22 protein-coding genes and 1 pseudogene are annotated in these 25,124 nt (G+C 71.3%); 16 read left to right on the top strand and 7 right to left on the bottom strand.

Annotated elements, in window-relative coordinates; translation table 11 throughout:
• Positions 1-132: 132 nt before the first annotated feature.
• Positions 133-837 carry a DedA family protein gene (locus AS188_RS13630; RefSeq protein ID WP_058859956.1) on the top strand — a complete coding sequence of 235 codons (705 nt, stop codon included), beginning with the start codon at positions 133-135 and terminating at the stop codon, positions 835-837.
• 7 nt (positions 838-844) lie between these two features.
• Here the strand turns inward: AS188_RS13630 and AS188_RS13625 are convergent, their stop codons facing one another.
• Positions 845-1,885 carry a magnesium and cobalt transport protein CorA gene (locus AS188_RS13625; RefSeq protein ID WP_058859297.1) on the bottom strand — a complete coding sequence of 347 codons (1,041 nt, stop codon included), beginning with the start codon at positions 1,883-1,885 and terminating at the stop codon, positions 845-847.
• A gap of 259 nt (positions 1,886-2,144) precedes the next feature.
• Between AS188_RS13625 and AS188_RS13620 the strand changes: the two genes are divergently transcribed.
• From AS188_RS13620 to AS188_RS13605, 4 genes are all read left to right on the top strand, one after another.
• Complete coding sequence (locus tag AS188_RS13620; protein ID WP_236944993.1) at positions 2,145-2,657, top strand: NUDIX hydrolase; 513 nt, start codon at positions 2,145-2,147, stop codon at positions 2,655-2,657.
• A complete protein-coding gene (locus tag AS188_RS13615) occupies positions 2,654-3,781 on the top strand; it encodes a glycine betaine ABC transporter substrate-binding protein (RefSeq protein ID WP_058859296.1) in 1,128 nt (375 codons plus the stop codon). The genes AS188_RS13620 and AS188_RS13615 overlap by 4 nt, the downstream gene beginning before the upstream one ends.
• A gap of 64 nt (positions 3,782-3,845) precedes the next feature.
• Positions 3,846-5,063: a pyridoxal phosphate-dependent aminotransferase gene (locus AS188_RS13610; protein ID WP_058859295.1), complete on the top strand. Its 1,218-nt coding sequence runs from the start codon at positions 3,846-3,848 to the stop codon at positions 5,061-5,063.
• Positions 5,064-5,107: 44 nt separating this feature from the next.
• Positions 5,108-5,977, top strand: a complete 870-nt coding sequence (locus AS188_RS13605) for a PPK2 family polyphosphate kinase (RefSeq protein WP_058859955.1) — start codon at positions 5,108-5,110, stop codon at positions 5,975-5,977.
• 16 nt (positions 5,978-5,993) lie between these two features.
• Here AS188_RS13605 and AS188_RS13600 read toward each other — a convergent pair whose 3' ends face one another.
• Both AS188_RS13600 and xseA read right to left on the bottom strand, forming a co-directional pair.
• Positions 5,994-6,263: an exodeoxyribonuclease VII small subunit gene (locus AS188_RS13600; RefSeq protein ID WP_058859294.1), complete on the bottom strand. Its 270-nt coding sequence runs from the start codon at positions 6,261-6,263 to the stop codon at positions 5,994-5,996.
• Positions 6,264-6,346: 83 nt separating this feature from the next.
• A complete protein-coding gene (gene xseA, locus AS188_RS13595) occupies positions 6,347-7,834 on the bottom strand; it encodes an exodeoxyribonuclease VII large subunit (protein WP_083529465.1) in 1,488 nt (495 codons plus the stop codon).
• 80 nt (positions 7,835-7,914) lie between these two features.
• On the opposite strand from xseA, the gene AS188_RS13590 reads away from it, so the two are divergent.
• Both AS188_RS13590 and AS188_RS13585 read left to right on the top strand, forming a co-directional pair.
• Positions 7,915-8,841 (top strand): hypothetical protein, encoded by a 927-nt coding sequence (locus tag AS188_RS13590; protein WP_058859293.1) that lies wholly within the window; start codon positions 7,915-7,917, stop codon positions 8,839-8,841.
• Positions 8,842-8,851: 10 nt separating this feature from the next.
• Positions 8,852-9,934, top strand: a complete 1,083-nt coding sequence (locus AS188_RS13585; protein WP_058859954.1) for a 4-hydroxy-3-methylbut-2-enyl diphosphate reductase — start codon at positions 8,852-8,854, stop codon at positions 9,932-9,934.
• 21 nt (positions 9,935-9,955) lie between these two features.
• Here AS188_RS13585 and AS188_RS13580 read toward each other — a convergent pair whose 3' ends face one another.
• From AS188_RS13580 to AS188_RS13570, 3 genes are all read right to left on the bottom strand, one after another.
• Positions 9,956-11,215: a DNA recombination protein RmuC gene (locus AS188_RS13580; protein WP_058859292.1), complete on the bottom strand. Its 1,260-nt coding sequence runs from the start codon at positions 11,213-11,215 to the stop codon at positions 9,956-9,958.
• A gap of 64 nt (positions 11,216-11,279) precedes the next feature.
• A complete protein-coding gene (locus AS188_RS13575; RefSeq protein WP_058859291.1) occupies positions 11,280-12,041 on the bottom strand; it encodes an ABC transporter permease in 762 nt (253 codons plus the stop codon).
• A complete protein-coding gene (locus tag AS188_RS13570) occupies positions 12,038-13,003 on the bottom strand; it encodes an ABC transporter ATP-binding protein (RefSeq protein ID WP_058859290.1) in 966 nt (321 codons plus the stop codon). Before AS188_RS13570 ends, AS188_RS13575 begins: the two co-directional genes overlap by 4 nt.
• A gap of 237 nt (positions 13,004-13,240) precedes the next feature.
• Here AS188_RS13570 and ychF point away from each other — a divergent pair, with 237 nt between their 5' ends.
• The 9 genes and pseudogenes from ychF (at position 13,241) to AS188_RS13525 (ending at position 24,503) form a co-directional block, all read left to right on the top strand.
• Entirely contained in the window at positions 13,241-14,326 is a 1,086-nt protein-coding gene (ychF, locus tag AS188_RS13565; protein ID WP_058859289.1) for a redox-regulated ATPase YchF, read from the top strand.
• 377 nt (positions 14,327-14,703) lie between these two features.
• Positions 14,704-16,251, top strand: a complete 1,548-nt coding sequence (locus AS188_RS13560; protein WP_058859288.1) for an Abi family protein — start codon at positions 14,704-14,706, stop codon at positions 16,249-16,251.
• 344 nt (positions 16,252-16,595) lie between these two features.
• The gene (locus AS188_RS13555) at positions 16,596-17,150 is read left to right on the top strand and encodes a GNAT family N-acetyltransferase (protein WP_058859287.1); all 555 of its coding nucleotides are present in this window, start codon (positions 16,596-16,598) and stop codon (positions 17,148-17,150) included.
• 102 nt (positions 17,151-17,252) lie between these two features.
• A complete protein-coding gene (locus AS188_RS13550) occupies positions 17,253-17,573 on the top strand; it encodes a HigA family addiction module antitoxin (RefSeq protein ID WP_058859953.1) in 321 nt (106 codons plus the stop codon).
• Positions 17,573-18,394: an alpha/beta fold hydrolase gene (locus AS188_RS13545; protein ID WP_058859286.1), complete on the top strand. Its 822-nt coding sequence runs from the start codon at positions 17,573-17,575 to the stop codon at positions 18,392-18,394. Before AS188_RS13550 ends, AS188_RS13545 begins: the two co-directional genes overlap by 1 nt.
• A gap of 190 nt (positions 18,395-18,584) precedes the next feature.
• Positions 18,585-20,199: pseudogene (gene istA / locus AS188_RS13540) on the top strand (IS21 family transposase).
• Complete coding sequence (gene istB, locus AS188_RS13535) at positions 20,196-20,978, top strand: IS21-like element helper ATPase IstB (protein WP_058859285.1); 783 nt, start codon at positions 20,196-20,198, stop codon at positions 20,976-20,978. The pseudogene istA and the gene istB overlap by 4 nt, the downstream one beginning before the upstream one ends.
• Positions 20,979-21,233: 255 nt before the next feature.
• A complete protein-coding gene (locus tag AS188_RS13530; protein WP_147050598.1) occupies positions 21,234-22,400 on the top strand; it encodes a 5'-methylthioadenosine/S-adenosylhomocysteine nucleosidase family protein in 1,167 nt (388 codons plus the stop codon).
• A 150-nt stretch (positions 22,401-22,550) separates the two neighbouring features.
• Positions 22,551-24,503 (top strand): AAA family ATPase, encoded by a 1,953-nt coding sequence (locus tag AS188_RS13525; protein WP_058859283.1) that lies wholly within the window; start codon positions 22,551-22,553, stop codon positions 24,501-24,503.
• A gap of 85 nt (positions 24,504-24,588) precedes the next feature.
• On the opposite strand, the gene arfB is transcribed toward AS188_RS13525, so the two are convergent.
• Positions 24,589-25,029 carry an alternative ribosome rescue aminoacyl-tRNA hydrolase ArfB gene (gene arfB, locus AS188_RS13520; protein WP_058859282.1) on the bottom strand — a complete coding sequence of 147 codons (441 nt, stop codon included), beginning with the start codon at positions 25,027-25,029 and terminating at the stop codon, positions 24,589-24,591.
• Positions 25,030-25,124 lie beyond the last annotated feature (95 nt).

Here is a 25,124-nt window from a genome sequence, read left to right as displayed (position 1 = left end):
GGGGAAGCGTAGCGCCGCGGACGGGGCGGGGGCCGCGTCCCGCTGGGGCCTCCCAGGACACGCCCGGGAGCGTGCGGCACAATGGGCGGCGGCCTCCCGTGCCCGCCGCCCGCCCCCGACCCCGAGGACCCCATGAACCCGAGCACCCTGCTGCCCGTCGTCGAGACCGCCGCGGACCCCGCGGCCGAGGGCCTCGGCGGCGTCGCCGACTGGGCCGTGAGCGTCATGGAGGCGATCGGCGCCCCCGGCGCCGGGCTGCTGGTCGCGCTGGAGAACCTCTTCCCGCCGCTGCCCTCCGAGGTGATCCTGCCCCTGGCCGGGTTCACCGCGAGCCGCGGCGACTTCTCCCTGTTCGCCGCGATCTTCTGGACGACCCTGGGCTCGGTGGTCGGGGCCGCGGCGCTGTACTGGCTCGGGGCGGCGCTGGGCCGCCGCCGGCTGCGCGTGATCGTGGACCGGATGCCCCTGGTCGACCTGCACGACCTCGACCGCACCGAGGCCTGGTTCGAGCGCCACGGCCGGGCGACCGTCTTCTTCGGGCGCATGGTGCCGATCTTCCGCTCGCTGATCTCGATCCCCGCCGGCGTGGAGCGGATGCCGTTCCTCGTGTTCGTGCTGCTGAGCACCGCGGGCTCGCTGCTGTGGAACACGGTCTTCGTGCTCGCCGGGTTCTACCTCGGGGAGAACTGGCACGTCGCCGAGCAGTACGCCGGGATCTTCTCCCGCGTCGTCGTGGTCGTCGTCGCCGCGCTCCTCGTGTGGTGGGTGCTCAAGCGGGTGCTGCGCAACCGCCGGGGGCTCTCCGACGCGGCCCGCCGTGAGCGCGGGGAGTCCTGACCGGGCCTCACAGCCACTTCTTGAGCTTGAACACGACGTAGAGCGCCACGCCGGTGACCAGCATCAGCCCCAGGGCCATGGGGTAGCCCCACGCCCAGGCGAGCTCGGGCATCCGGTGGAAGTTCATCCCGTAGACGGAGCCGATCACGGACGGGGCGAAGAGGATCGCCGCCCAGGAGGAGATCCGCTTCATCTGCTCGTTCTGCTCGATCGCCGCCTCGTTCTGCCGGGCCGCCAGCAGCGCCGAGTCGAGCATGAGGGCGTTGGTGAGGGAGGCCTGGAAGGACTCGATCTTGTTGTTGACGAAGATCACGTGGTCCAGCACGTCCCGCAGGCTGTGCCGCAGCTCGACGTCGGAGCCCGCCTGCCCCAGCTCCTCGAGGAACTGCTGCAGCTCCATCTCCAGCGGGGCCACGGCGCGGTGGAAGGCGCTGACCTCCCGGGTGAGCTGGTAGATGCGCTGGGAGACGAAGCCGTCGCCGGTGGCCTCGACGAGGGCGTCGGAGATCTCGTCCACGTCGTTCTCGACGCCCTCGACCACGGGGTAGTAGTCGTCGACCGTCTGGTCGAGCACCGCGTGCAGCACCGCCTCGGAGCCCCTGCTCAGCAGCCGCGGCTGGGACTCCACGCGCGCCCGGACCCGGCCGACGTGGGCGTGCTCGGAGTGGCGGACGGTGAGGACGAAGTCGGGGCCGGTCACCACGTGGATCTCCCCGAAGTCCACGGTCTCGGTCGCGTCGAGGTAGACGGCAGGGCGCAGCACCGTGAACAGGATCTCGCCGTAGCGGTCCAGCTTGGGGCGCTGACCGGCCTGCCGGATGTCCTCGACGACGAGCTCGTGCAGCCCGAAGCGCCCGGCGACCGCCTCCAGCTCGGCATCGGTGGGCCGGTGCAGCCCGATCCACGCCAGCACGCAGCGCTCGCCGGGCTGCCCGCACGCGGGGTCCTCGGCGCGCAGCCGGTCGAGCAGCGCGAAGGTCTGCGCGAGGTCCTGCGGCTCGGCGAGGCGCTGACCGCCCCGGTAGACGACGTTGTCGACGATGCTCACCCCGCCATTGTCACCCCGCGGCGCCCCGCCGGCGGCCGTGACCGGTCGGGGCGGGAGGAGGAGGGCCCGGGCCCGGCGCACCGGTCCCGGGCCCTCCGCGGGGAGCGGCGGTCTCCCCGCGGTACCACCCTCGTCGCCGTGCCCCGGGCGCGGCAAGGCGGCGTCGGGCCGCGTGCGCGGGACGTCCGGGGCGGTGCGCGGCGCGGACGGCGCGCCGGTGGCACGGGCACCGGGCGGGCGCGTTCCTAGAATGGAGCCCATGAGTCTTTCCATGGACACCCGGGTCGGTGCCTACGCGGTGGTCGTCCGGGACGGGGCGGTGCTGCTGAGCCACTGGAACCCCCGCCGCCCCGGCGTCCCCGGGGGGTGGAGCCTGCCCGGCGGCGGGATGGAGATCGGCGAGCAGCCCGCCGAGACCGCGGTGCGCGAGGTCCTGGAGGAGACCGGCTTCACGGTGGAGCTCGACGGGCTGCTGGGCGTGCACAGCCGGCACATGGTGGCCGGGGAGCGGCTCGACGGGCTGGCCCGGCCGTTCCACGCGCTGCGCGTCGTCTACCGGGCCCACGTCGTGGCCGGGTCGCTGGCCCACGAGGTCGGCGGCTCCTCCGACGAGGCGCGGTGGGTGCCGCTGCCCGAGGTCGCCGGGCTGCCCCTCGTCGGCCTGGTGCCCGTGGCCCTGGCGATGGCCGGCCTGATCGCGGGGGATCCGGGAACCACCGGCCCGGCGAGCACCGGCCCGGCGAGCACCGGCCCGGCGGGGGAGGACCGATGACCCGCTCGGCCGCCTCCGCCCGGGGTCGCGCCGGCCGTTCCGGGGCCCGCCGGGCCAGGGCCCGCCGCGCCGCGCCCCACCGGCCCCGGACGCACCCCTCCAGGGGGCCGCGGGGCGCTGCCGCGCTCGCCGCGCTCGCCCTCCTGGCGGGGTGTGCGGCTCCGGCGCCGCAGGAGCCGCAGCCCTCGCCGTCGGGCACCGCGGCCGCGCCCATCCGGATCGCGACCGGGCCCACTGACCAGACCGCGGTCCTGGCCCACGTCTACGCCGAGCGCCTGCGGGCGGCGGGCTTCGAGGCGTCCGTCGAGGACACGGGCGAGGACCCGGCGGGCCACCTCGCGGCCCTCGAGCGCGGGGAGGTCCGTCTCGCGGCCGACTACTCCGGGCACCTGTACCTGCGCCTGCGCTCGCAGCAGGTCCCCGTGCCCGGGGCCACCCCCACGGCGGCCCCGGGTGCCACGCCCTCGGCCGCCCCCACCGACCCGGCGCCGGAGGGCGGGCTGGCCGCGGACCTCTCCGAGCTGCTGGGCCTCGGGGACGCCCGGGCCGACGACGACGACGTGCTGGCCGGCGTGCGCGAGGTCCTGCCCGAGCACCTGCGGGTGCTCGCGCCCGCACCGGCGGAGAACCGGGTGGCGGTGGTCGTCACCCGGCCCACCGCGGTCGAGCTCGAGCTCTCCGACCTCGAGGACCTCGCCCCGGAGTGCGCGCAGCTGGTGCTCGGCACGGACCGCGCCTTCGTCGCCCGGCCGGAGGGCCGCGAGGGCCTCGAGGACGCCTACGGGTGCACCCCCGAGCGGGTGGTCCCCCACGGGTCGACGGAGGAGCTGGTCGGGGCCCTGCTGGCCGACGAGGTCGGGGCCGCCGCCCTGTTCACGGCCTCCCCGGAGATCGAGGACAACGCGCTCGTGGTGCTCGGGGACCCGCTGGACGTCTTCGTGCCGCAGCAGGTCGTGCCCGTGGCGGCCCGGGACCTGCCCGACGAGGCCGTGCGGGTCGTCGACGAGGTCTCGGCGGCGGTCGACACCGAGGACCTCGTGCTGATGACCCGGATGACCACGGCCCAGGACCCCTACACCCCCGAGGAGACGGCGCAGTACTGGCTGCGCGAGGAGCAGGACTGAGCCCGCCCCCGGGACACCCGGGTGCCTCCGGGGCGCCGGGCGCCCTGGGAGTAGGGTGGAGCGCATGGCAGTGGTCAAGCAGTCCGAGAAGCTGAAGAACGTCCTCTACGACATCCGCGGGCCCGTCCTGGAGCAGGCGGAGCGCATGGAGGCGGAGGGCCACCGGATCCTCAAGCTCAACATCGGCAACCCTGCCCCCTTCGGCTTCGAGGCGCCGGACGCGATCCTCGTGGACATGATCAAGAACCTGCCCGACGCGCAGGGCTACTCGGACTCCCGGGGCATCTACTCGGCGCGCACCGCGGTGGTGCAGTACTACCAGACGCGCGGGATCATGAACCTCGACACCGACGACGTCTACCTGGGCAACGGCGTCTCCGAGATGATCACGATGTCCCTGCAGGCGCTGTGCAACCCCGGCGACGAGATCCTGGTGCCCTCCCCGGACTACCCGCTGTGGACGGCCTCCGTGGCGCTGTCCGGCGGCACCCCGGTGCACTACCGGTGCGACGAGGACAACGGCTGGAACCCCGACCTCGAGGACCTCGCGGCGAAGATCACCCCGCAGACCCGGGGCATCGTGATCATCAACCCGAACAACCCCACGGGCGCGGTCTACTCGCGGGAGGTGCTGCAGTCGATCGTGGACCTCGCCAAGGAGCACGAGCTGCTGCTGTTCTCCGACGAGATCTACGAGAAGATCACCTACGACGGCGCGCAGATGATCAACACGGCCACCCTCACGGGCGAGGACGTGCTGTGCCTGACCTTCTCGGGGCTGTCCAAGGCCTACCGGGTCGCCGGCTACCGCTCCGGGTGGCTGGCCATCACGGGCCCGAACTGGAAGGCCGAGAGCTTCATCGAGGGCGTCAAGCTGCTGGCCAACATGCGCATGTGCGCCAACGTCCCCGCCCAGCACGCCATCCAGACCGCACTGGGCGGGTACCAGACGATCAACGACCTCATCCTGCCCGGCGGGCGGCTCAAGGCCCAGCGCGACCTCGCCCACCGGCGGCTCAACGAGATCGACGGCATCACGTGCGAGCAGGCCGACGGCGCGCTCTACCTCTTCCCCAAGCTCGACGTCGAGAAGTTCGGGATCGTCGACGACGAGAAGTTCGCCCTGGACCTGCTCAAGGAGCAGAAGATCCTCGTCACCCACGGCCGGGCCTTCAACTGGCCGGATCCGGACCATTTCCGGCTGGTGACCCTGCCCTCGGTCGAGGTGCTGGGCACGGCCCTGGACCGGATCGAGGAGTTCCTCTCCAGCTACCGCCAGTGACCGACCGGCCGGCCCGCGCGGCCGGTCCCGCCCAGGAGGCCCGCATGAGCGAGCACGGCACCCGCCCCGCCCCCGGCTTCGCGCAGGACGTCCGCACGCTGCTGCGCGCCCGCCCCGGACTCTCCCTCGCGGCGGTGGACACCTCCGCGACCCCGGGCTTCGCCGGGGGCAAGAAGCTGGGCACGGCCCTGCGCGCGGGCCGTGAGCCGGAGCTGTCCCGGCTGCAGCGGCTGATCTACGCCAACGCGACGGCCGGGGCCCGGCACCGGGTGCTGCTCGTGCTCCAGGGGATGGACACCTCCGGCAAGGGCGGGATCCTCCAGCACGTGCTGGGCGGGCTGAGCCCGCACGGCGTGCACACCCACGGCTTCGGGCGGCCCACCCCGGAGGAGGCCGCCCAGCACTTCCTCGTGCGGGTCCGGCGGCAGCTGCCGCGCCCGGGCGTGATCGGGGCCTTCGACCGCTCCCACTACGAGGACGTGCTCGTGCCCGTGGTGCACGGGGCGCTGGGGGGCCGGCAGCTCGAGCGCCGCTACGCCGAGATCCGCGAGTTCGAGCAGGAGCTGGCCGAGGACGGCACGATCGTGGTCAAGGTCTTCCTGCACATCGGCCTCGCGGAGCAGCGCGAGAACCTCCTGGCCCGGCTGGCGGACCGCACGAAGCAGTGGAAGTTCGACCCCTCCGACCTCGAGGCCCGGCAGCGGTGGGACGACTACCAGGCCGCCTACGAGCGCGCGATCGCGGCGACCGACGCCGACCACGCCCCCTGGTACGTGGTGCCCACGGACCGGAAGTGGTACGCCCGGGCGGTGGTCCAGGACCTGCTGATCACCGCGCTGGACGGCCTCGACCTCGACTGGCCCGCCCCCGACTACGACGTGGCGCGGATGCGGCGGGCGCTCGAGCGCGGCTGAGCGCCCGCGCCGGGCCTCAGCCCTGGTCGCCGGCCTCCGGGGCCTCACCGGCCTCGGCGCGGCGGGCCCGGGCGGCCTCGAGCCGCTCCCGGGCGCCGTCGAGCCACTGCTCGCACCGGGCGGCCAGGGCCTCCCCGCGCTCCCACAGGGCCAGGGACTCCTCGAGGGACGTGCCGCCGGCCTCGAGCCGGGAGACGACCTGGACCAGTTCCTCCCGGGCCTGCTCGTAGCCCATGGTCTCGATGTCGGTCAGGTCGGGTGCTGCGGGGTGGTCGGTGCTCGCCATGGGTGCGGCCTCTCGTGCGGTGGGACGGGGAACGGTGGATCTCGGGAGCGGGGGAGCCGGGCGGCCCGGCGCGCGACACGGGCTCACGCGGGGCCGGGGGCGTCCTCCGGCACGGGACCGGGCTGTGCTGGGCTCCCGGCGGGAGCGGCAGGGCCGGTGCCCCGGCCGGCGCCGTCGGCCGCGTCCTCCGGCACGGGACCGGGGTGCGCCGCACCTGCGGCCGGAGCAGCAGGTGGGCGGTGCCGGCCGGCACCGCCGGACGCCTCCTCGGGGACGGGACCGGGGCGCTCGCCCGGGCGCCGGGCGGAGACCGTCTCGGCGCGCACGCCCAGCTCGCCGGCCGCCAGGCGCACGCCCAGGGCGTCCCCGGGCCGCACCGCGGCGGCGTCGGCGACCACGGCGCCCGTGCCGTCGACGACCACCGCGTAGCCGCGCTGGAGCGTCTCCTGCGGGGACAGGGCGCGCACCCGGGCGCGCAGGTGGCGCACGGCGTCGCGCTCGCGCAGGGCGCGGGCGTCGACGGCGGCCAGCGCCCGGGTGCGCAGCCGGTCGACGTCCTCCTCGCGCAGCAGCAGCATGCTCTCGGGCTGGGCCAGGGCCGGACGGGAGCGCACGGCCGCGAGTCCGGAGGCCTCCCGGTCCAGGAAGGAGCGCACGGCCCGGTCGAGGGAGGCGCGGGCGCGGGCGACCCCGGCGCGCTCCTCGACGACGTCGGGGACGATGCGCTTGCCGGCGTCGGTGGGGGTGGAGGCCCGCAGGTCGGCCACCCAGTCCAGCAGCGGCTGGTCGTTCTCGTGCCCGATGGCGCTGACCACGGGGGTGCGGGCGGCGGCCACGGCGCGCACGAGCGACTCGTCGCTGAAGGCCAGCAGGTCCTCGAAGGACCCGCCGCCGCGGGCGATCACCACGACGTCGACCTCCGGGTGCGCGTCGAGCTCCTGGAGGGCCCGGGTCACCGCCCGGACCGCGCCCGCGCCCTGCACGGCGACCTCGCGGATCTCGAAGCGCACGGCGGGCCAGCGCAGCGTCGCGTTGCGCACGACGTCCTTCTCGGCGTCCGAGTTGCGCCCCGTCACGAGCCCGATCCGCCGGGGCAGCAGCGGCAGGGGCTTCTTGCGCGCGGGATCGAAGAGCCCCTCCTCGCCCAGCGCGCGGCGCAGCCGCTCCAGCCGCTCGAGCAGGTCCCCCAGGCCCACGGGGCGGATCCCGCGCCCGAGCATCGACAGCCGGCCGGTCTTCGTCCAGAAGTCGGGCTTGAGCTGGGCCACGACCCGCATGCCCTTCTCGAGGGGGCGGTCGAGGTGGGCGGTCTCCGCGGCGAAGAGGGTCACCGGCACCGAGATCTCGTCCTCGACGTCGCGCAGGGTCACGTAGGTGACCCGCGCCCGGCGGTTGAGCTCGATGATCTGGCCCTCGACCCAGGTCGGGGCGCACCGGGCGATGTAGGCGTGCAGGTTCTCCGAGAGCAGCCGCAGCGGCCACGGGTTCTCCGGCGTCGTGCGGTCGGCGCGGGCGGGCAGCTCCCGCTCCTGTCCCCCGGGGGGCTCCTGCTGCGGCTGGGCGAAGGTCATGGTCCATGCTTACCACCCGTGGCCGACGCGGCACCGCCCGCGTCCACCGGGGTCGCGGCACCCCTGCGTACAGTGGTGCGGTGACCTCCCCCGCCTCCCCCCGTGCCCGACGACGGGCCCCCACCGTCCTGCGCACCGGCCTCGGCACGGTGCTCGCCCTCGCCGCGGCCGGTCTGGTCGCGGTCCTCGTGCCCCTGCACTGGGCCGAGGACACGGTCGTGTCGCAGGAGGGCTTCACGCGCACCGCCGGGGTGCTCGCCGAGGACGCGCAGTTCCAGGAGGACCTCGCCCGCGCGGCGGTGCGGCGGGCGGTCGGGACCGTGCTGGGGGAGCGCAGCTCGGGCATCGGCTTCCTGGACCGGATCGTGGCCGACACCGCACGGAAGGCCGGCGACGCGGCCGCGGGGCTCTCCGCCCAGCCGGCCTACCAGCAGGCCTGGCGCGACGCGCTCGTGCGCACGCACGCGGCGAACGTGCCGCAGGACGGGGGGACACCGCCGGAGGACCTGGTCCTGGACGTCCAGCCGCTGCTGCGGGCCGCCGACGCCGCCCTGCAGGACGCCCTCGGGCGGGACCTGGGGCTGGCCGAGCGCGAGGGCCGGCTGACGGTGCCCGGGTCCGGGACGGGCCGGATGATCGAGACGGGCACCCGCCTGACCGACCTGACCGTGCCGCTGACGGCGGCCGCCGTGGTCCTCGGGGTGCTGGCCCTGCTGGTCGCCCGGCACCGCTTCGCCGTGCTCGGGGTGCTGGGCCTGGGCTCCCTCGCCGGGCTGGGACTGGTCTGGGCCGCCGCGCAGGAGGTGGTGCGCCGGATCTCGGGCCCGCTGGGCGCGGACCCGCTGGTGTGGCTGGTCTCCGACCGCGTCCTCGAGCTGCTCACCCACTCGCTCGCCGAGCGGATGCTCGCGGCCGCCTGGGCCGCCGGTATCACGGGCGCCGTGGGCGTGGCCGGGGCGGTCGTGGTGTCGTCCGTGTCACGGCGCCGGAGGCGGACCACCGCGTAGCATGGGAGCCATGCCCACGACCGTTGACCTCGCCATGCCCACCGTCCCCCGCCGGCGGCGCTCGCCGGAGGAGGTGGCCGCCGCCGCGCCCGTGGCCGGCCCGCGGAAGGTGCTGCTCGCGTCCCCCCGCGGCTACTGCGCCGGGGTGGACCGCGCCGTGATCGCGGTGGAGAAGGCGCTGGAGCACTACGGGGCGCCCGTGTACGTGCGCAAGGAGATCGTGCACAACAAGTTCGTCGTCTCCTCCCTGGAGGAGCAGGGCGCGGTGTTCGTCGAGGAGACGGACGAGGTCCCCGAGGGGTCGCTGCTGATCTTCTCGGCCCACGGCGTCTCCCCGGCCGTCGTGGAGTCCGCGAAGGAGCGCGAGCTGCGCACCATCGACGCCACCTGCCCGCTGGTCACCAAGGTCCACCGCGAGGCCGTGCGCTTCGCGCGCAACGACTACGACATCCTGCTCATCGGCCACGACGGCCACGAGGAGGTCGAGGGCACCGCGGGGGAGGCCCCCGAGCACATCCAGGTCGTCAACAGCCCCGACGAGGTCGACCGGGTCGTGGTCCGGGACCCGGAGCGGGTCGTGTGGCTGTCCCAGACGACGCTGAGCGTCGACGAGACCCTGGAGACCGTCCAGCGGCTGCGCGAGCGCTTCCCCTCCCTGCAGGACCCGCCCAGCGACGACATCTGCTACGCGACCTCCAACCGGCAGACCGCGATCAAGAGGATCGCCCCGGACGCCGACCTCGTGATCGTGGTCGGCTCGGCGAACTCCTCGAACTCCGTGCGGCTGAAGGAGGTCGCCCTCGAGTACGGCGCCCGCCGCGCCGAGCGCGTGGACTTCGCCAACCAGGTGGACGAGGCGTGGTTCGAGGGCGTCGCCACGGTGGGCGTGACCTCCGGGGCCTCCGTGCCGGAGGTCCTCGTCCAGGACGTGCTGCGCCTGCTCGCCGAGTACGGCTACGGCGACGTCGAGGAGGTCGTCACCGCCGAGGAGGACGTCCTGTTCTCCCTGCCCAAGGAGCTGCGCGCCCGGCTCACCGCGGCCGGGGACACCTCCCACCGGCTCGGCGGCCGCGGGGCGCGCCCCACCCGCTGAGCCGCGGGCGCACCCGTCCGCTCAGCCCGCCGCGCGCTCGTCGAGCTGCTCCGGCGGCTGCACCGCCCCGGTGAACTCCGGGGCCGTGAGCGGCCGCGGCGCCACCACGAGCGGGGACGTGCTCAGCCGGTCGTCCTCGGCCAGCGTGGGGTCGAGGTCGTTGATCCGCCGTGCCGTGGGGAACACCCGGGTCTCCACGGAACCGGCCAGCCGGTTGTAGGTCTCGACCGACTTCTGCAGCGACCGCCCCATGTCGTCGAGGTGCTTGCCGACCGTGCCCAGCCGCTCGTAGAGCTGCCGGGAGAGGTCGAAGAGCTCCTTGGCGTTCTCCGCCAGCCCGTGCTGGCGCCACGTGAACGCGACGGCCTTGAGCGAGGCCAGCAGCGAGACCGGCGAGACGAGCGCCACGTTGCGGCCCGCGGCGTGGTCCAGCAGGGTCGGGTCCGCGTCCAGGGCCGCGGACAGCGCCGACTCGGCGGGCAGGAAGCACAGCACGAGCTCGGGGGAGGACTCCCGCGCCTCCCAGTACTTCTTCGAGGCCAGCGCGTCCACGTGCCCGCGCACGGCCTTGGCGTGGGCGGTGAGCTGCGCCCGGCGTCCGGCGTCGTCCCCGGCGTCCTGGGCGCGCAGGTAGGCGGCCAGGGGCGCCTTGGCGTCCAGGACGATGTCGCGGCCCCCCGGCAGGTGCACGACCATGTCCGGGCGGATCGCGCTGCGCTCGCCGTCCGCGGTGGTGCCGGTGGAGGCCACCTGCTCCCGGAAGTCGACGTGGGCGGTCATGCCGGCGGCCTCGACCACGCGGCGCAGCTGCACCTCGCCCCACGTGCCCCGGGCCGAGCCGGAGCGCAGCGCCGAGGACAGCGACGTGGTCGCGGTCCGCAGGTGGTCGCCCACCTCGCGGGTGTGGGCCAGGGCCTGGGCGATGCCCCCGTACTGCTCGGCGCGGTCCCGCTCGAGCGCCGCCACGTGCTCCTCGACCGAGCGCAGCTGGTGGGCCACCGGCGCGAGGGCCCGCAGCACGTTGTTGTCCTGCACGGAGCGGGCGTCGGCGTCCCGCAGCCGGTCCTCGAGCTGGGCGCGGGCCTCGACGGCGGCGGCGCGCTCGGCGGCCAGGTCCACGAGCCGGTCCTGGACGGCGGCGAGCTCCGCCTGCAGTCCGGCACGCTCCTCCTCGCCCGCCCGCGCGTCCCGGGCGGCCCGGGACCGTGCCACGACGGTGCCCAGGAGGGCCCCCACCAGCAGGGCGAGCAGGACGAGGACGACGGCGAGGCTGACGGTCATGCCCAGCAGTGTGGCACGCCCGCCGGACACCGCACGGCAGCGGCACCGCGCGGGGCACGCGGCCTCAGCGGCGCACCGTGGTGCGGCGCAGGGCCAGCAGCACCACGGCGGCGAACACCGCGGTCCACACCCCGGTGTTCAGCACCAGCGCCCACAGGGGGTCGGACTCCACCGGCGGCCCGCTCGTGGCCACGACGTCGCCCTCCACGAGCGGGTACCGGGCCAGCCCGGCCAGGCCGTAGAGCGGGGTGAACCGGGCGATCTCGAGCATGAGACCGGAGAGCGGGACGAAGAGGTTGCCGAAGAAGCTGAGCACCACCAGCAGCCCGGAGGCGGCGCTGACCGCCGACTCGGAGCGGAACAGCAGCCCGGCCGCCAGGCCGTAGAGGGCGAACACCGAGGACCCGGCCACGACGATCGCCCCGGTCGCGGGCCAGCGCCAGCCGCCCAGCTCGGCGCCGGTGAGGGCCCCCACGGCGTAGACCGCGAGCACGGGCAGGACCGCCATGGCCAGGGCCACGGCCACCTTGGCCACCACGTACCCGTGCCGCGGCGCGGGGGTGAGCCCGAGCTGCCGTCCCCACCCCCGGGCCTGCTCCACGGCGGCGGCGCCGGCGATCGAGGTCGTCGCGGTCACGGCCCCGTAGACCGCCATGGAGATCATGTTGTACCCGCCGGCGTTGCCGTGGCCCACCGGCAGGTCGGAGAAGTCCCCCAGCGCCGTGAACATCACGTACAGCACGGCGGGCAGCACCACGACGAAGAACGTGCTGGAGACCATGCGCACGTTGCGGCGCAGGTCGTGGGCGGCGTAGGCGAGGCTCACGGTGCTCCTTGCTCGGGACGGCTCGTCGGCGGGTGCGGTCGGTCGGCGGTGAGGCCCAGGAAGGCCTCCTCGAGACCGGCGTGGGCGATCTCGAGCTCGCGGGCGTGCGGGGTCGCGAGCAGGTGGCGGGCGATCGCGTCCGTGTCGGGGCCGGTGAGCCGCACCCGCCCGCCGGCCGGGTCCAGTGGGCTCGCCCCGGGGACGACGACGGGCCGGGGACCCGTCCAGCGGAAGCTGACCACGCGGGTGCCGGCCAGGGCCCGGACCTCGGCGGTGGCGGCGTCGGCCACGACGCGCCCGTCCTTGAGCACCACGGTGCGCACGGCGAACTCCTCGGCCTCGTCGAGGTAGTGGGTCGCGAACACGACCGTCCGGCCGCGCTCCGCCTCGGCGTGCATCGCGGCCCAGAACTCGCGCCGGGCGCGCACGTCCATGCCCGCGGTGGGCTCGTCGAGGACCAGCAGGTCCGGCTCGGGCAGCAGGGCCAGGGCGAAGCGCAGCCGCTGCTGCTGCCCGCCCGAGCACCGGGAGACCTTCCGCCGCGCGAACCCGGCGGCCCCGGCCCGCTCCAGGGCCTCGTCCACGGGCAGGGGGTCCCGGTGCAGCGTCGCGACCATGGCCACGGTCTCCCGCACGGACAGGTCGTCGAGCAGCCCGCCCGTCTGCAGGACCGCGCCGATCCGCCCGGCCCGCACGCTCTGCCGCGGCGCGGCGCCGAGGGTCCGCACGGTGCCCTCGTCGGGGTCCGTGAAGCCGAGCACCATGTCGAGGAGGGTGGTCTTCCCGGCGCCGTTGGGCCCGAGCAGCGCGACGACCTCACCGCGCCCCACGCGCAGGTCCACGCCGTCCACGGCCCGCACCCGCTGCCCGCCGCGCCCGAAGCCCTTCCGGGCGCCGGCGACCTCGACGGCCGGGGCCTCGGCGGGACTCGCGGTCGGGCGGGTGGCGGGGGAGTAGCTCATGGGACGACTCTGCGCCACGGCGGGCCGTCCCGCACGCCGCGCGGGCCGCGACACGCCCAGGATCCCGGTTCGGGGGCCCGGCCGCCGGCGGAGGCAGCCCGCGGGCGGCCGAGCGCGGTCCCGGCCCCGTCCTCGACGGTGCCCACCCGTCCCCGGGAGGAGCCGGCCGCAGTGCACCGTTCCCGAGCCCCGGCACCGGCGGGCACCGGCCGCGGGCGGCCGGTAGGATGGACTCCCGTGGCTCTTACTATCGGAATCGTCGGACTGCCCAACGTCGGCAAGTCCACCCTGTTCAACGCGCTGACCCGCAACACCGTCCTGGCGGCGAACTACCCGTTCGCGACCATCGAGCCGAACATCGGCGTGGTCAACCTGCCGGACCCGCGCCTGGACCGGCTGGCCGAGATCTTCGGCTCCGAGCGGATCCTGCCCGCCACCGTCTCCTTCGTGGACATCGCCGGCATCGTCAAGGGCGCCTCCGAGGGGGAGGGGCTGGGCAACCAGTTCCTCGCCAACATCCGCGAGGCCCAGGCGATCGCCCAGGTCGTGCGCGCCTTCGACGACCCGGACGTGATCCACGTCGACGGCGAGGTGAACCCCGCCTCCGACATGGAGACCATCAACACCGAGCTGATCCTCGCGGACCTCCAGACCCTGGAGAACGCGATCCCGCGCCTGGAGAAGCAGGTGAAGATCAAGAAGGCCGACCCCGCCAAGCTCGCCGCGATGCAACAGGCGCAGGAGATCCTCGAGCGCGGGGACACGATCTTCGCGTCCGCGGAGAAGGAGAAGCTGGAGGTCGAGCAGCTGCGCGACCTGAGCCTGCTCACCGCCAAGCCCTTCATCTACGTCTTCAACGCCGACGACGGCGTGCTCGGCGACGAGGCGAAGCAGCAGGAGCTGCGGGAGCTCGTGGCGCCGGCCGACGCCGTGTTCCTCGACGCCAAGCTCGAGGCCGAGCTCGTGGAGCTGGACGAAGAGGAGGCCCGCGAGATGCTGGAGATGTCCGGGCAGGACGAGGCCGGCCTCGACAAGCTCGCCCGGGTCGGCTTCTCTACCCTCGGGCTGCAGACCTACCTCACCGCCGGGCCCAAGGAGTCCCGCGCCTGGACCATCCCCGTGGGCGCCACCGCCCCGCAGGCCGCCGGGGTGATCCACACCGACTTCGAGCGCGGGTTCATCAAGGCCGAGATCGTCTCCTTCGAGGACCTCGACGCCGCCGGATCCATGGCCGAGGCCAAGGCCGCGGGCAAGGTCCGGATCGAGGGCAAGGACTACGTCATGCGCGACGGCGACGTGGTGGAGTTCCGGTTCAATGTCTAAGAATCGCCTCTGACCAGGGATTTTATCTTCTCGGCCCCCGTTTGGGTCCGATGGGTGAGTTCCGATCTACCATCAGTTGCTGAGCGTTAATGGCGCTGACCTTCGCTTTTAACCGGCCCCTGCGGAACCTCCGCAGGAGCCGACTGCCTCCCTAACGGAACCCAGGGCGCTTCACCAGCGCGTTGGTTCCAGCACCGAGGTCGTGGCCGGGGCAAGCAGTGCCCGGAGCTGCCGACGCTGAGCGACCGAGCAGTGTTTGACCTGCGCAGGTGGAACCCGTATCCTCGAAGTAACACGACAGGCTCGCTTCTCTAGATGAGACGCGGGCCTGTTCTCTTTCTACCCCCGGGTGCCGGGGACACCAGGACGATGCGCACGTGACGACCCCGAACAGCACCTACGCCAAGCCGTTCCTCACGGTCCCCGAGCAGATCCGCCGGCTGCGCGGGCGCGGCATGGACTGCGGAGACAACGCCTACGCGGCCGAGGTCCTGCAGCGATACGGCTACTACCGGCTCTCGGGTTACTGGCACCTCTACCGCGACCGGCCCGCTCCTCCTGCGCCCCGGTTCGACGAAGAGCACCGCGAGATCCGCCTGGACACGTTCGTGCCCGGGACCGGCCTCGCGCACGTGGTCTCGCTGTACGAGTTCGACCACGAGCTGCGCATGCGCCTCGGCGACGTCCTCAGTACCGTCGAGACGGCCTTCCGGTTCTTCATCGGCCACCGGCTCGGCAGGATCGACGCGTTCGCGCACAGGCACCCCTGGGCGCTCGGCGCGACGAGGCAAGAAGATCCCGGCGCGCCGCCCGAGCCGACCGCCGCCTACCGCGAGTGGCTCGAGGAGTACGACCGGCACGAGCAGCGCGCCCGGGGCGACTTCGTCGTACATTTCCGCCAGCAGTACGGTCCGCACCTGCCCATCTGGGTCGCGACAGAAGTGATGTCCTTCGGAGTGCTGAGCAGCCTCTACGACCTGATGCTGCAGCCCGACCAGGAGATCCTCGCGGCACGGTTCCAGGTCCGCACCGCCGACGGCCACGGAGATCGCGGCGCTCTCGGGAACTGGCTCAACAACCTCAGGAACGTGCGGAACATCTGCGCCCACTACGGCCGTGTGTGGAACCGCGCGTTCGATGTGCTCATCGACGCGCCGGGGCAGGCTCGAAAGGACGCCGACGACCTGCTCGCGTCGCTCGCGGAAGAAGGGACGAACAACAGGCTCTACGGAGTGCTGCTCGTATTGCGCCACCTCCTGCTGAGCATCGCGCCGGAGAAGGGCGACGTCGTGGACCTGGCCGACTTCGTCGAAGAGAAGTCCCGCACCGTCGGCTTCGGCATGGAGCAGCTCGGATTCCCTGACAGTTGGAGGAGCAGCCCGATCTGGGATCGGGCCTTCGCGCTCGACCGCTCACCGATGATGGCCGCGAGCCTGCTCGACCGAGCCGAGTGCATGACCGCCGCCGAGACCCGCGCATCGCTGACGGGGGCGGAAGTGATCGACGCGGAGCGGACACGTACCCCGGCGCAGGCGGCGCGCGCGAAGAAGGCCGCCCAGCGCAGCCTGCTGCGGACCTACCTCAAGCACAACGTCGTGATCGAGGTCGAGCTCGGAGGGACGAAGTTCTATCCGGCCTTCCAGTTCCGCGACGGGAAGATCATCGACGCGCTTGCCGAGATCAACCAGGCGCTCGCCCGGTCCTGCGGAGGCTCGGATCCGACCGACGTCGCCAGGGCGCTACTGGACTGGTGGCAGACGCCGCACCCGGACCTGCCCCATGGCGTGGACGGCTCGGACCGATCGCCCCTCGAGCTGCTGAGCTCGGCCACCGAGGAGGAGTTCGCCGCGGCGATCGACGAGGCGGACGCCATACGCAGCTTCGTCGTGCCGCACGACCTTGACCGGGGCAATGCGTGCGAGTAACGCTACGTGTCGGAGTGCCGGGGCACGAAGACCCATCCGCGAGCTGACTCGCGTCGAGGTGGAGGAAGGCGCTGGCCGAGGTCAAGGACAGTCGTACGGCGACCTCGAGGCTATCGACGTCGGCTTCGCGCCCGAGTGCGTGGCCGGCACATCAGGTGACAGTCTTCAGACGTTCGCTAACTGCGGCGACGTGGTCGAATTTCGTTCTGCGGTTTAACCTCTGAAGCTACAACTCCTCTTGATCGAGGCTCTTCAGGGTGGCCTGCGCGAGGTCGGCAAGTGGCACGTCTGCGATTCGAGATGTTGACCAGATGCACGATGACGACGTCCGTAGACTTGGAAGCATGCCAGAAGTCGCGATCGAGATTGTTGCGCACGAGGAACTGACGTCCAGTGACCTCGAGGGGTTGCGTCGACTCTTCGATGCCGAGTACCTGGATGACTTCGGTGAGTGGGACCCCGATAAGCCGTACGGGTATGCGCCTCACGCCCTTCATGTCATCGCGCGGAGAGGCGGGGAGATCGTCGGTCAAGTTGGCTGGGCGAGGCGGACGATAGCCGTCGGCGGTGCTGAGATCGAGATCGGCGGTGTCGGGGGAGTGCTGATCTCTGATGCTGTGAGGGGTGAGCGCGTCGGGAGTCGGCTCATGAGCGCTGTTGCGGAGTCGATGAGGGGAGCCAACGGCGTCGCATTTGGGTATCCCGGCTGTCGAGAAGAGGTGGTCTCGTTCTACGCCTCGTGCGGCTGGACTCGGATCTCTGCTGAGGAGCGTTCGATCGATACGTCTGGCCGACCTCGCGAAGACCCGCCCGGCCAGCCGTTGCTGATCCTGCCGGTTGAGGGTGAGATCGCCGATTGGCCGGTGGGTGCGGTCGACCTGCGGGGTCGGGCCTGGTGATCGGTCGTAAAAGGTTGGTTGGCGATCGTCGAAGCGAGCACAGCATCCGCGTGAATACCCAGTGCCGGACCTGCTTCGTCTGGAGAGATGGAGGTGCGGAAGATGTCGAACTCGTCGACTACCACTGAGGCAGATCGGATCGAGACGATCCACCCGGGAGAGATCCTGATGGAGGACTTCATCGAGGATTTCGGGATCACGCAAAACAAGCTTGCGGTGTCGATCGGTGTGCCCCCGCGCCGGATCAATGAGATCGTGCACGGCAAGCGCGGGATCAGTGAGGACACAGCTATCCGGCTCGCGCGCTACTTCGGCACGTCCGAGGAGTTTTGGATGAACTTACAGTCGAACCATGAGCTGCGGCTCGAGCGTCGAGGCCTGCGCGACATGGTCGCGGCGATCACGCCACTGCACTTGACGTGATGGACCGCACAGTGCTGCGCTCCGACGGCGTCTGGATCGCGGTCACCGACCTCGGTGGCGATGGCCCCACCGTCGTACTGTTGCACGGCCTCGCGGGGAGTTCACGCGAACTGTTGCCCACGGCGCATGCGCTATCGGGCTATCGTGTGCTGCTTGTAGACCAGCGGGGGCACGGCGCGAGCACGCGGCTTCCCGATGATCTGTCGCGCGATGCCTTCGTCGGAGACGTCGTCGCAGTGATTGAGGAACTCGTCCCTGGGCGGCGGGCGACGCTTGTCGGGCAGTCGATGGGAGCCCACACCGCGTTCCTTGTCGCGGCGGCGAGGCCAGACCTGGTCGAGGGGCTCGTGATGCTGGAAGGGCACGTGGCGGGCAACGGCGATCCGGGAGAGGCTGCCGGACTCGGCAGCTACTTCGAGTCCTGGCCGGTGCCGTTCGAAGACGAAGCTGCCGCGCGGGGGTTCCTCGGTGATGACGCGATCGTCAATGCCTGGGTGGCCGACCTTCTTCAGACCGATGATGGCCTGGTGCCGCGCTTCGATGCCTCGGTCATGCAGCGCACGATCGAGGCCGTCCATGAACCGCGCTGGCAGGAGTGGGAGGCTCTGCAGGTTCCGACGCTCGCGGTCTTCGCAAAGCATGGGATGTTCGGCGATGCCGATAAGGACGAACTGGTACGGCGCAGGCCCGAAACGGAGAGAGTAGATCTGGCCGACGGCAGCCATGACGCCCACCTTGACGCCTTCGACGAGTGGACCGATGTGCTCCATCACTGGCTGTCCCGCGATCAGACCGGGCCGTTGCGACCCAGCGGCCGCTGAGGTTGGTCCGTGTGCTAGCGGACATGCCAATCTCCCTGTAGGCGGACACGTATCTCCCTGCTGACGGACAGCTGATCTCCCTGTCCTGGGCCCCCGGGGCCGGGCTCGTGTCGGTCCCTCCGCAGACGTCCCTCCGGGGGTTCGCTCGAGGTCTCTGACCACCTTGAGCCATCACCCGCCGGAGGGACGCATGAAGAAGTCTGACAGGGAGATCATGGAAATTCTCGAAGCCTATGACGCCACCGGTTCCGCGCACTCGGCCGCGACCCTGGCCGGGGTGGATCCGAAGACGGTCCGGCGCTACGCCGCCGCCCGGGAGGCGGGCCGGCCGGTGACCGGGCCGGGCCGCCGGCCCCGGATGATCGATGGGTATCTGCCGAAGATCGAGGAGTGGGTCGAGCGCAGCCAGGGCACGGTCCGCGCCGACGTCGTCCACGCCCGCCTGGTCGGGGTGGGGTTCCCGGGGACCGAGCGGACCACCCGCCGGGCGGTGGCGCAGGTGAAGGCGGCCTGGCGCACCGGGCACCGGCGCACCTACCGGCCCTGGATCACCGAGCCGGGTCTGTGGCTGCAGTTCGACTGGGGCGAAGGCCCGAAGGTCCCCGGGGTGGACGGGACGCCGCGGCGCACCTGGTTGTTCTGCGCCTGGCTGGCGTGGTCACGGTACCGGGTGGTGATCCCGGTCTGGGACCAGACCCTCCCGACGCTGATCGGGTGCCTGGATGCGACCCTGGCCCTCATCGGCGGGGTGCCCACCTACGTGCTCACCGACAACCCCAGGACCGTCACCGTCGATCACGTGGCCGGGGTGCCGGTGCGCCACCCGCAGATCGTTCAAGCCGGCCGGCACTACGGCACCCAGGTGCACACCTGCGTGCCGTATGACCCGCAGTCCAAGGGCGGGTCGGAGTCCACGGTGCGCATCGCCAAGGCCGATCTGGTGCCCACTGACGCCAACCTGCGTGAGCACTACGCCTCCTTCGCCGCACTCGAGGCCGCCTGCGCGGCGTTCTGCGCCAAGGTCAACGGGCGCACCCACCGGGAGACCGCCCGGGTTCCCGCCGAGGCGCTGGTCGAGGAGCAGCAACGCCTGCACGTGGCCCCGACCGCCCCGCACACCACCGCCCTGGGGGTGACCCGCACGGTGGGCACCGACCAGACCATCCGGTTCGGCTCGGTGCGCTACTCCACCCCGCCGGGCCTGGTCGGGGCCGAGGTGTGGGTGCGGGTCGCCGGGGCCGAGCTGGTGGTCGTCGCCGACCTCGACGTCCTCCCCACGATGCCGGGCTGGGCGGCAGGCCGTGCCGGGCTCACCGAGGTCGCCCGCCACCGCCTCTCGACCCCGGGCAATCCACGGATCGACCTGGCCCACTACCTCGACCACCCCCAAGACCCCACCGGCGCCCCGCCCGCCCCGGCCGCGGCCCCGCAGCGCGGCGGAGAAGGACTTCCTGGCCCTGGGCGCCGGCGCGCACGCGTGGCTGGTGGAGGCCTCCGCGGCCGGGGCCACCCGGATCCGGGCGAAGATGGCCGCCGCGGTTGAGCTCGCCGCCCTCACCGGGGCCGGGCCCGTGGACGCCGCCCTCGGGGTAGCCGCGGCCGCCGGGCGCTTCGGCGAGGGTGATCTGACCGCGATCTGCGATCACCAGGCCACCGGGGCCACCGCCGCCGGGCTCGTGGCCGCCGACGAGACCCACTCCGCCCAACCCGGCACCGCCTCCTGGGCCGACTTCGGCACCACCCCGACAACCAGCACAACCAGCACAACCACCACGACTAACAGGACCGAGGAGACCGCCCGATGAACACAGCCACCACCCCGACGGCGCCGCCGCTGCCGGAAGACCTCGCCGCGGTGCTCAAGCGCATGCGGATGCCCTACCTGCGCGCGGCCGCCCCCGAGGTGCTGGCCACCGCCCGCTCCCAGCGCTGGGACCCCACCGAGGTCCTCCGGGTGCTGCTGGCCGAGGAAGCCCGTGGCCGCGACGAGGCCACCCGCGCGGCCCGACGCAAGGCCGCGGGCCTGCCGGCCGGGAAGACCTTCGAGTCCTGGCGGTCAGGCGATTCTTCGATCCCGGCCCCGACACAGTCCGCCCTGGCCACCCTGGAATGGGTGGGCCGGGCGGAGAACCTCGCGATCTCAGGGCCATCGGGCACCGGCAAGACCCACTTCCTCGAGGCCCTGGCCCACCAGGTCATCGACGCCGGGATGCGGGTCTCCTGGTTCACCCTCGAGTCGCTGACCGCCGCGATCGGCCGGGCCGCAGTGGACGGTTCGATCGGCAAGACCATCGCCCGGATCACCCGGGCCGAGCTCATCGTCGTGGACGACATCGGGATGCTGCCCTCGGGCCAGGCCGCCGCCGAGGCCTTCTACCGTCTCGTCGACGCGACCTACGAACGCCGCAGCCTCGCGGTGACTTCCAACATCCATCCGGCAGGGTTCGACACGATCATGCCCAAGACCCTGGCCACCGCAGCCGTGGACCGGCTCCTGCACCACGCCCACGTGATCATCACCGAGGGCACCTCGCTGCGGCTCACCGAGGCCACCGCCGGCCGCGGGGTGGTCCCACTGAACTGACACCGGCAGGGAGATCAACTGACCACGGACAGGGAGATCAGCTGTCCGCAGACGGGGAGATCACCTGACCGCCCACCGGGAAGTCCCGCTGACCGTTGACACCGTGCCGGAACTTGGTGGAGTTCCGTTTCGCGCTTTAACCTCTGGCTGCTGTGCCACACCAGGTTGGCACTAGTCCACGACGACCCGTACGAGCCTAGCCCGTAGGGTGACGCCGTCACGTGGTCTTAGAAGTGTCTCGGTAGTGTTGTGCCCATGGGACTCAGAGACAAGCGCAACAGCAAGGTTCCTCGCCGGACGGTCGACCTGCAGGAGTTTGCGATTGATCTGGGGGAGATCTTCGGTGACCAAGATCTGACCGTCCACCTTTTCGGGTCCAGGAAGGACCAGACGGGTAGCATCCGCTCCGACATCGATCTCCTCGTGGAGCTTCCGCGACGCGCTTCCCAAGCCGAAATGGACGCAATTTGGAATCTTGAACCGTATCTGGACGTCTTTGAACTAGACAATGGGCGGGCGAGGAGCCTCGTCAACGAATCTGAGCTCCGCGCCGACACGAACGATGACCTCGTAGCCAAACTCGGCGCTGTCTGCCTAATGCAAGACGGCGACTGGCGGACAGACGCTAATGTGTTTCGTCAGCAGACTGTTCTGGCTGAACGGAATCCTGCCGCTACGCTCGTGCCCCTGTACGAACTCGAGGATGCTGTGCCGGCAGAGCGTGCTGACCTCCTGGTGGTCACTGCGCTCACCGAAGAATACGACGCCGTGCTCACGGCGCTGGACATGGAGACAACCGAGCCCTCGTTACTCACGGTGCTTCTTGACGACAAGGGCTCACCGTGGAAGATGCGTGTGCTGAATCTACACGAGATGGGTTCGGTCGGGGCTGCACTGAAAACCGCGGATGCGATGCGACGCAGCAAGCCGTCACATGTCGTCCTCGTCGGTATCTGCGGAGGGATTCCTGGACGGAGCAACCTCCTTGATGTCGTCATTCCGCAGTCTGTCATCTACTACGAACCTGGCAAGACCACTCCCGATGGGGTGAAGAGCGGACATGCTAGTCATCAATGCGACACTGATGCTCGCAACCGGATCTCCGTCCTGGCCAAGAATCTCGATGGCCTAAGTATCCTCGCGGACGGAGAGCTGATGGCTTGCGGAGAAAAGGTGATCGCCGACGGCTCCGGTCGTGATGCTCTTGTCGATATCCACCGCAAGCTTGCTGCCATCGATATGGAATCTTACGGAGTGATTCGGGCAGCGGAGACTAGGAAGACCCCTGCGACCGTGATCAAGAGTGTCTGCGATCTCGCGGATGCGGATAAATCGGACGACTTGCATAATCGAGCCCGAGAGGCAGCCGCCCGAGTGTTTGTTGAGGCTGTCCGGGCCGGGGTGTTTCGCGCGGAAAAATAGAGGCGATGGCATTTGCCGTGGCGCTCGCATGTCGCGGAGCCAGGGGAGCGTCCTATCGGAGGCGGCGCAAAAGTCCGTTGCGGGCACGAGTGACGGTGCAGCCAAGTAGGCTCAGGAGCGTTCACACAGGCGTGAGAAAGAGGTCGCATAGTGAAGCTGAAATCGTTCCGGGTGTCCCGGTACAGGAACGTGCTGGACTCGGGCGAAGTGCTGGTGGAAGGCGACGTCACCACCCTGGTCGGCATGAATGAGTCGGGCAAGTCGACGATGCTCGACGCCCTCTATCGGCTCAATCCGGTCTACGGCGACAAGTTCGTCGAGCTCGACGACTACCCGCGCTGGCGACGCAGCCGCGACAGCCGCAACGAAGACCTGCAGGCGATGTCGCCGATCGACGCGACCTTTGAGTTAGACCAGGAGGACCTCGAAGCGTTGGAGGAGGCGCTCGGGGAGGGCGTCGTTACACCCGGGACAGTTCAGGTCGGCCGACGCTACAACGACAGTCATTGGGTGAGGGTCGAGGTTGATGAACGCCGTTTCGTGCGCAATGTGCTCGATGGGCATCGCGATGCCGCGGCTCTTGCCGAGGCACATGAGACGGTCGCGTCACTGAAGACGGCTCTCACGGCTCTCGTCAAGGAGGAGGCGGCTGCGGCCGCCGCCGCCACAGCCGCCGCCGAAGCTTCAGAGGACGAACCAAGCCCTGCTAAGGAAGTTCCCGGCACGCCCACCGGCGAGGTGCTTGATCGCATCGCTGATTCCCTCGGCGCTGGTGGAAGTCCTGGTTCGGTGGCCGAATCTGCGATCTGGTCGCGGCTGCCGAAGTTCTTCCTGTTCACCGACTACCAGAGCCTCGAGGGTCGGGTAGACGTTGCTGAGCTGAAGACGCAGTCGGATGAGCATCCGGGGGCCTCGCCGAAGCAGACCGCTCGCGCGCTGCTGAAGCTCGCGAACACCGACGTGAACGCCATGACCGACTCGAACTTCGAGTCGAGCACGGCAGAGCTCGAGTCGGTCTCCAATGACCTCTCCCGGGAGATGAAGGAGTACTGGAGCACGAACCCGGAGCTGCGCATCAAGATTATGACCGAGCCGGAGACGGTCTCTAATCAGCATGGTCAGCACAGCGTCGTGCGGTACCTGAACTTCCGTGTCGAGGATCGGAAGCACGACTTCACCAACAACTTTTCGCGCCGCTCCTCGGGCTACCGGTGGTTCTTCTCGTTCCTTGCCGCGTTCAGCGAGTTCGAGACCCGTGAGAGCAACGTGGTCATCCTGCTCGACGAGCCGGGTCTCACGTTGCACGCAAAGGCCCAGCGCGACTTCCTGCGCTTCATCAACGAGCGACTCGCGCCGGCAGGCCAAGTGCTCTACACCACTCACTCGCCGTTCATGGTCGACCAGATTGAGCGAGTTCGCGTTGTCGAGGACCGCGGCGAGGACGTCGGCTCCGTGACTACGTCGGAGGCTCTGGAAGTCGGGGACGACAGTGCGTTCCCTCTTCAGGCGGCCCTCGGCTACGACCTGACGCAGAACCTCTTCATTGGTGAACGGAACCTACTTGTCGAGGGACCGTCTGATCTGGCGTTCCTGGACCTGGTCAGTCGTCGGCTGCGCGATCTCGGACGCGAGGGCGTGGACGAGCGATGGCGCATCCTGCCGGCAGGCGGATCATCCAACGTGCCAGCGTTCGTCTCTCTTCTCGGACGCAAAGTGTCGGTCACTGTGCTGCTCGACTCCGGGACAGAGGGCGGCGGAAAGGTCGAAGCCGCCATGAACGCGAACAAGATTGACAGCGAACGCATCGTTCTCGTCAGCTCTGTCCTCGAGCAGAAGCACGCCGACATCGAGGACCTCTTCTCCGTCGACGACTACATCGCGCTCTACAACGCGGCGTTCGGCAAGAAGCTCAAGGCCAAGGACTTGTCCAACCACCATGAGCGCATCTTGAAGCGCTTGGAGAACTCCGGCGAGCCGAGGTTCGACCACTGGCGTCCGGCCGAAGTCCTCCTGCGTGACCCCGCTCGTGTCGAGAAGCTCTCCGACGCTACGTTGGCCAATTTTGAGGCGCTGGCGAGAAAGATCAATGCCACCCACGCGTGACCCTCTGACTGCCACAGGTTGGTATGTGCCGGAACTCGGCGGAGTTCCGCTTCAACGTCTGAGCCGGCCGGACTCGGCGCCCGGGTCAGTCGAGCCCGGGGCGCCGGCGGTGCTGCTTGACCTCGGCGCGGCGGCGCTTGCCCTCGAGCCGCCGTCGCCGCGAGCCGTTCGTGGGCCGGGTCGGGCGCCGGGCGAGGGGCGGAACCAGGGCCTCGCGCAGCAGTGCGGCCAGGCGCTGCCGGGCCGCGGCGCGGTTGCGCCGCTGCGCACGGTGCTCCGCGGCGCTGACGGTGAGCACCGTGCCCGCCAGCCGCCCGGCGAGCCGGTCGAGGACGCGCTCGCGCTGGAGCTCGTCGAGCGCGGTCGTCGTCGCCAGGTCGAGGGAGAGCTGCACCCGGCTGTCGGCGGTGTTCACGCCCTGGCCGCCCGGCCCCGAGGCGTGGGAGAAGCGCTCGACCAGCTCCGCCGCCGGCACCCTGAGGCCGCGGGGCGCGCCGGGGCCCGGGGGCACGTGCAGATCGTCCACCCCACCAGTGTGCCGCACGCACTCCCGCCCGCCGGTGCCGGGTGCGCCCGGCGCGCCCCCGGCCACGGTCGCCCCGCTGTGGCCTCCGACACGCT

Source organism: Kocuria flava (genome assembly GCF_001482365.1).
GTDB lineage: Bacteria > Actinomycetota > Actinomycetes > Actinomycetales > Micrococcaceae > Kocuria > Kocuria flava.
Note: the sequence above shows the minus strand (reverse complement) of the source record. Positions and strands in the feature narration are given on the sequence as shown.

Excerpts from the sequence above, each read along its gene's own strand:
- AS188_RS13630 (WP_058859956.1), top strand. The coding sequence starts at position 133 with ATGAACCCGAGCACCCTGCTGCCCGTCGTCGAGACCGCCGCGGACCCC.
- AS188_RS13620 (WP_236944993.1), top strand. The coding sequence starts at position 2,145 with ATGAGTCTTTCCATGGACACCCGGGTCGGTGCCTACGCGGTGGTCGTC.
- AS188_RS13615 (WP_058859296.1), top strand. The coding sequence starts at position 2,654 with ATGACCCGCTCGGCCGCCTCCGCCCGGGGTCGCGCCGGCCGTTCCGGG.
- AS188_RS13610 (WP_058859295.1), top strand. The coding sequence starts at position 3,846 with ATGGCAGTGGTCAAGCAGTCCGAGAAGCTGAAGAACGTCCTCTACGAC.
- AS188_RS13605 (WP_058859955.1), top strand. The coding sequence starts at position 5,108 with ATGAGCGAGCACGGCACCCGCCCCGCCCCCGGCTTCGCGCAGGACGTC.
- AS188_RS13600 (WP_058859294.1), bottom strand. The coding sequence starts at position 6,263 with ATGGCGAGCACCGACCACCCCGCAGCACCCGACCTGACCGACATCGAG.
- xseA (WP_083529465.1), bottom strand. The coding sequence starts at position 7,834 with ATGACCTTCGCCCAGCCGCAGCAGGAGCCCCCCGGGGGACAGGAGCGG.
- AS188_RS13585 (WP_058859954.1), top strand. The coding sequence starts at position 8,852 with ATGCCCACGACCGTTGACCTCGCCATGCCCACCGTCCCCCGCCGGCGG.
- AS188_RS13580 (WP_058859292.1), bottom strand. The coding sequence starts at position 11,215 with ATGACCGTCAGCCTCGCCGTCGTCCTCGTCCTGCTCGCCCTGCTGGTG.
- AS188_RS13570 (WP_058859290.1), bottom strand. The coding sequence starts at position 13,003 with ATGAGCTACTCCCCCGCCACCCGCCCGACCGCGAGTCCCGCCGAGGCC.
- AS188_RS13555 (WP_058859287.1), top strand. The coding sequence starts at position 16,596 with ATGCCAGAAGTCGCGATCGAGATTGTTGCGCACGAGGAACTGACGTCC.
- AS188_RS13550 (WP_058859953.1), top strand. The coding sequence starts at position 17,253 with ATGTCGAACTCGTCGACTACCACTGAGGCAGATCGGATCGAGACGATC.
- AS188_RS13545 (WP_058859286.1), top strand. The coding sequence starts at position 17,573 with ATGGACCGCACAGTGCTGCGCTCCGACGGCGTCTGGATCGCGGTCACC.
- istB (WP_058859285.1), top strand. The coding sequence starts at position 20,196 with ATGAACACAGCCACCACCCCGACGGCGCCGCCGCTGCCGGAAGACCTC.
- AS188_RS13530 (WP_147050598.1), top strand. The coding sequence starts at position 21,234 with ATGGGACTCAGAGACAAGCGCAACAGCAAGGTTCCTCGCCGGACGGTC.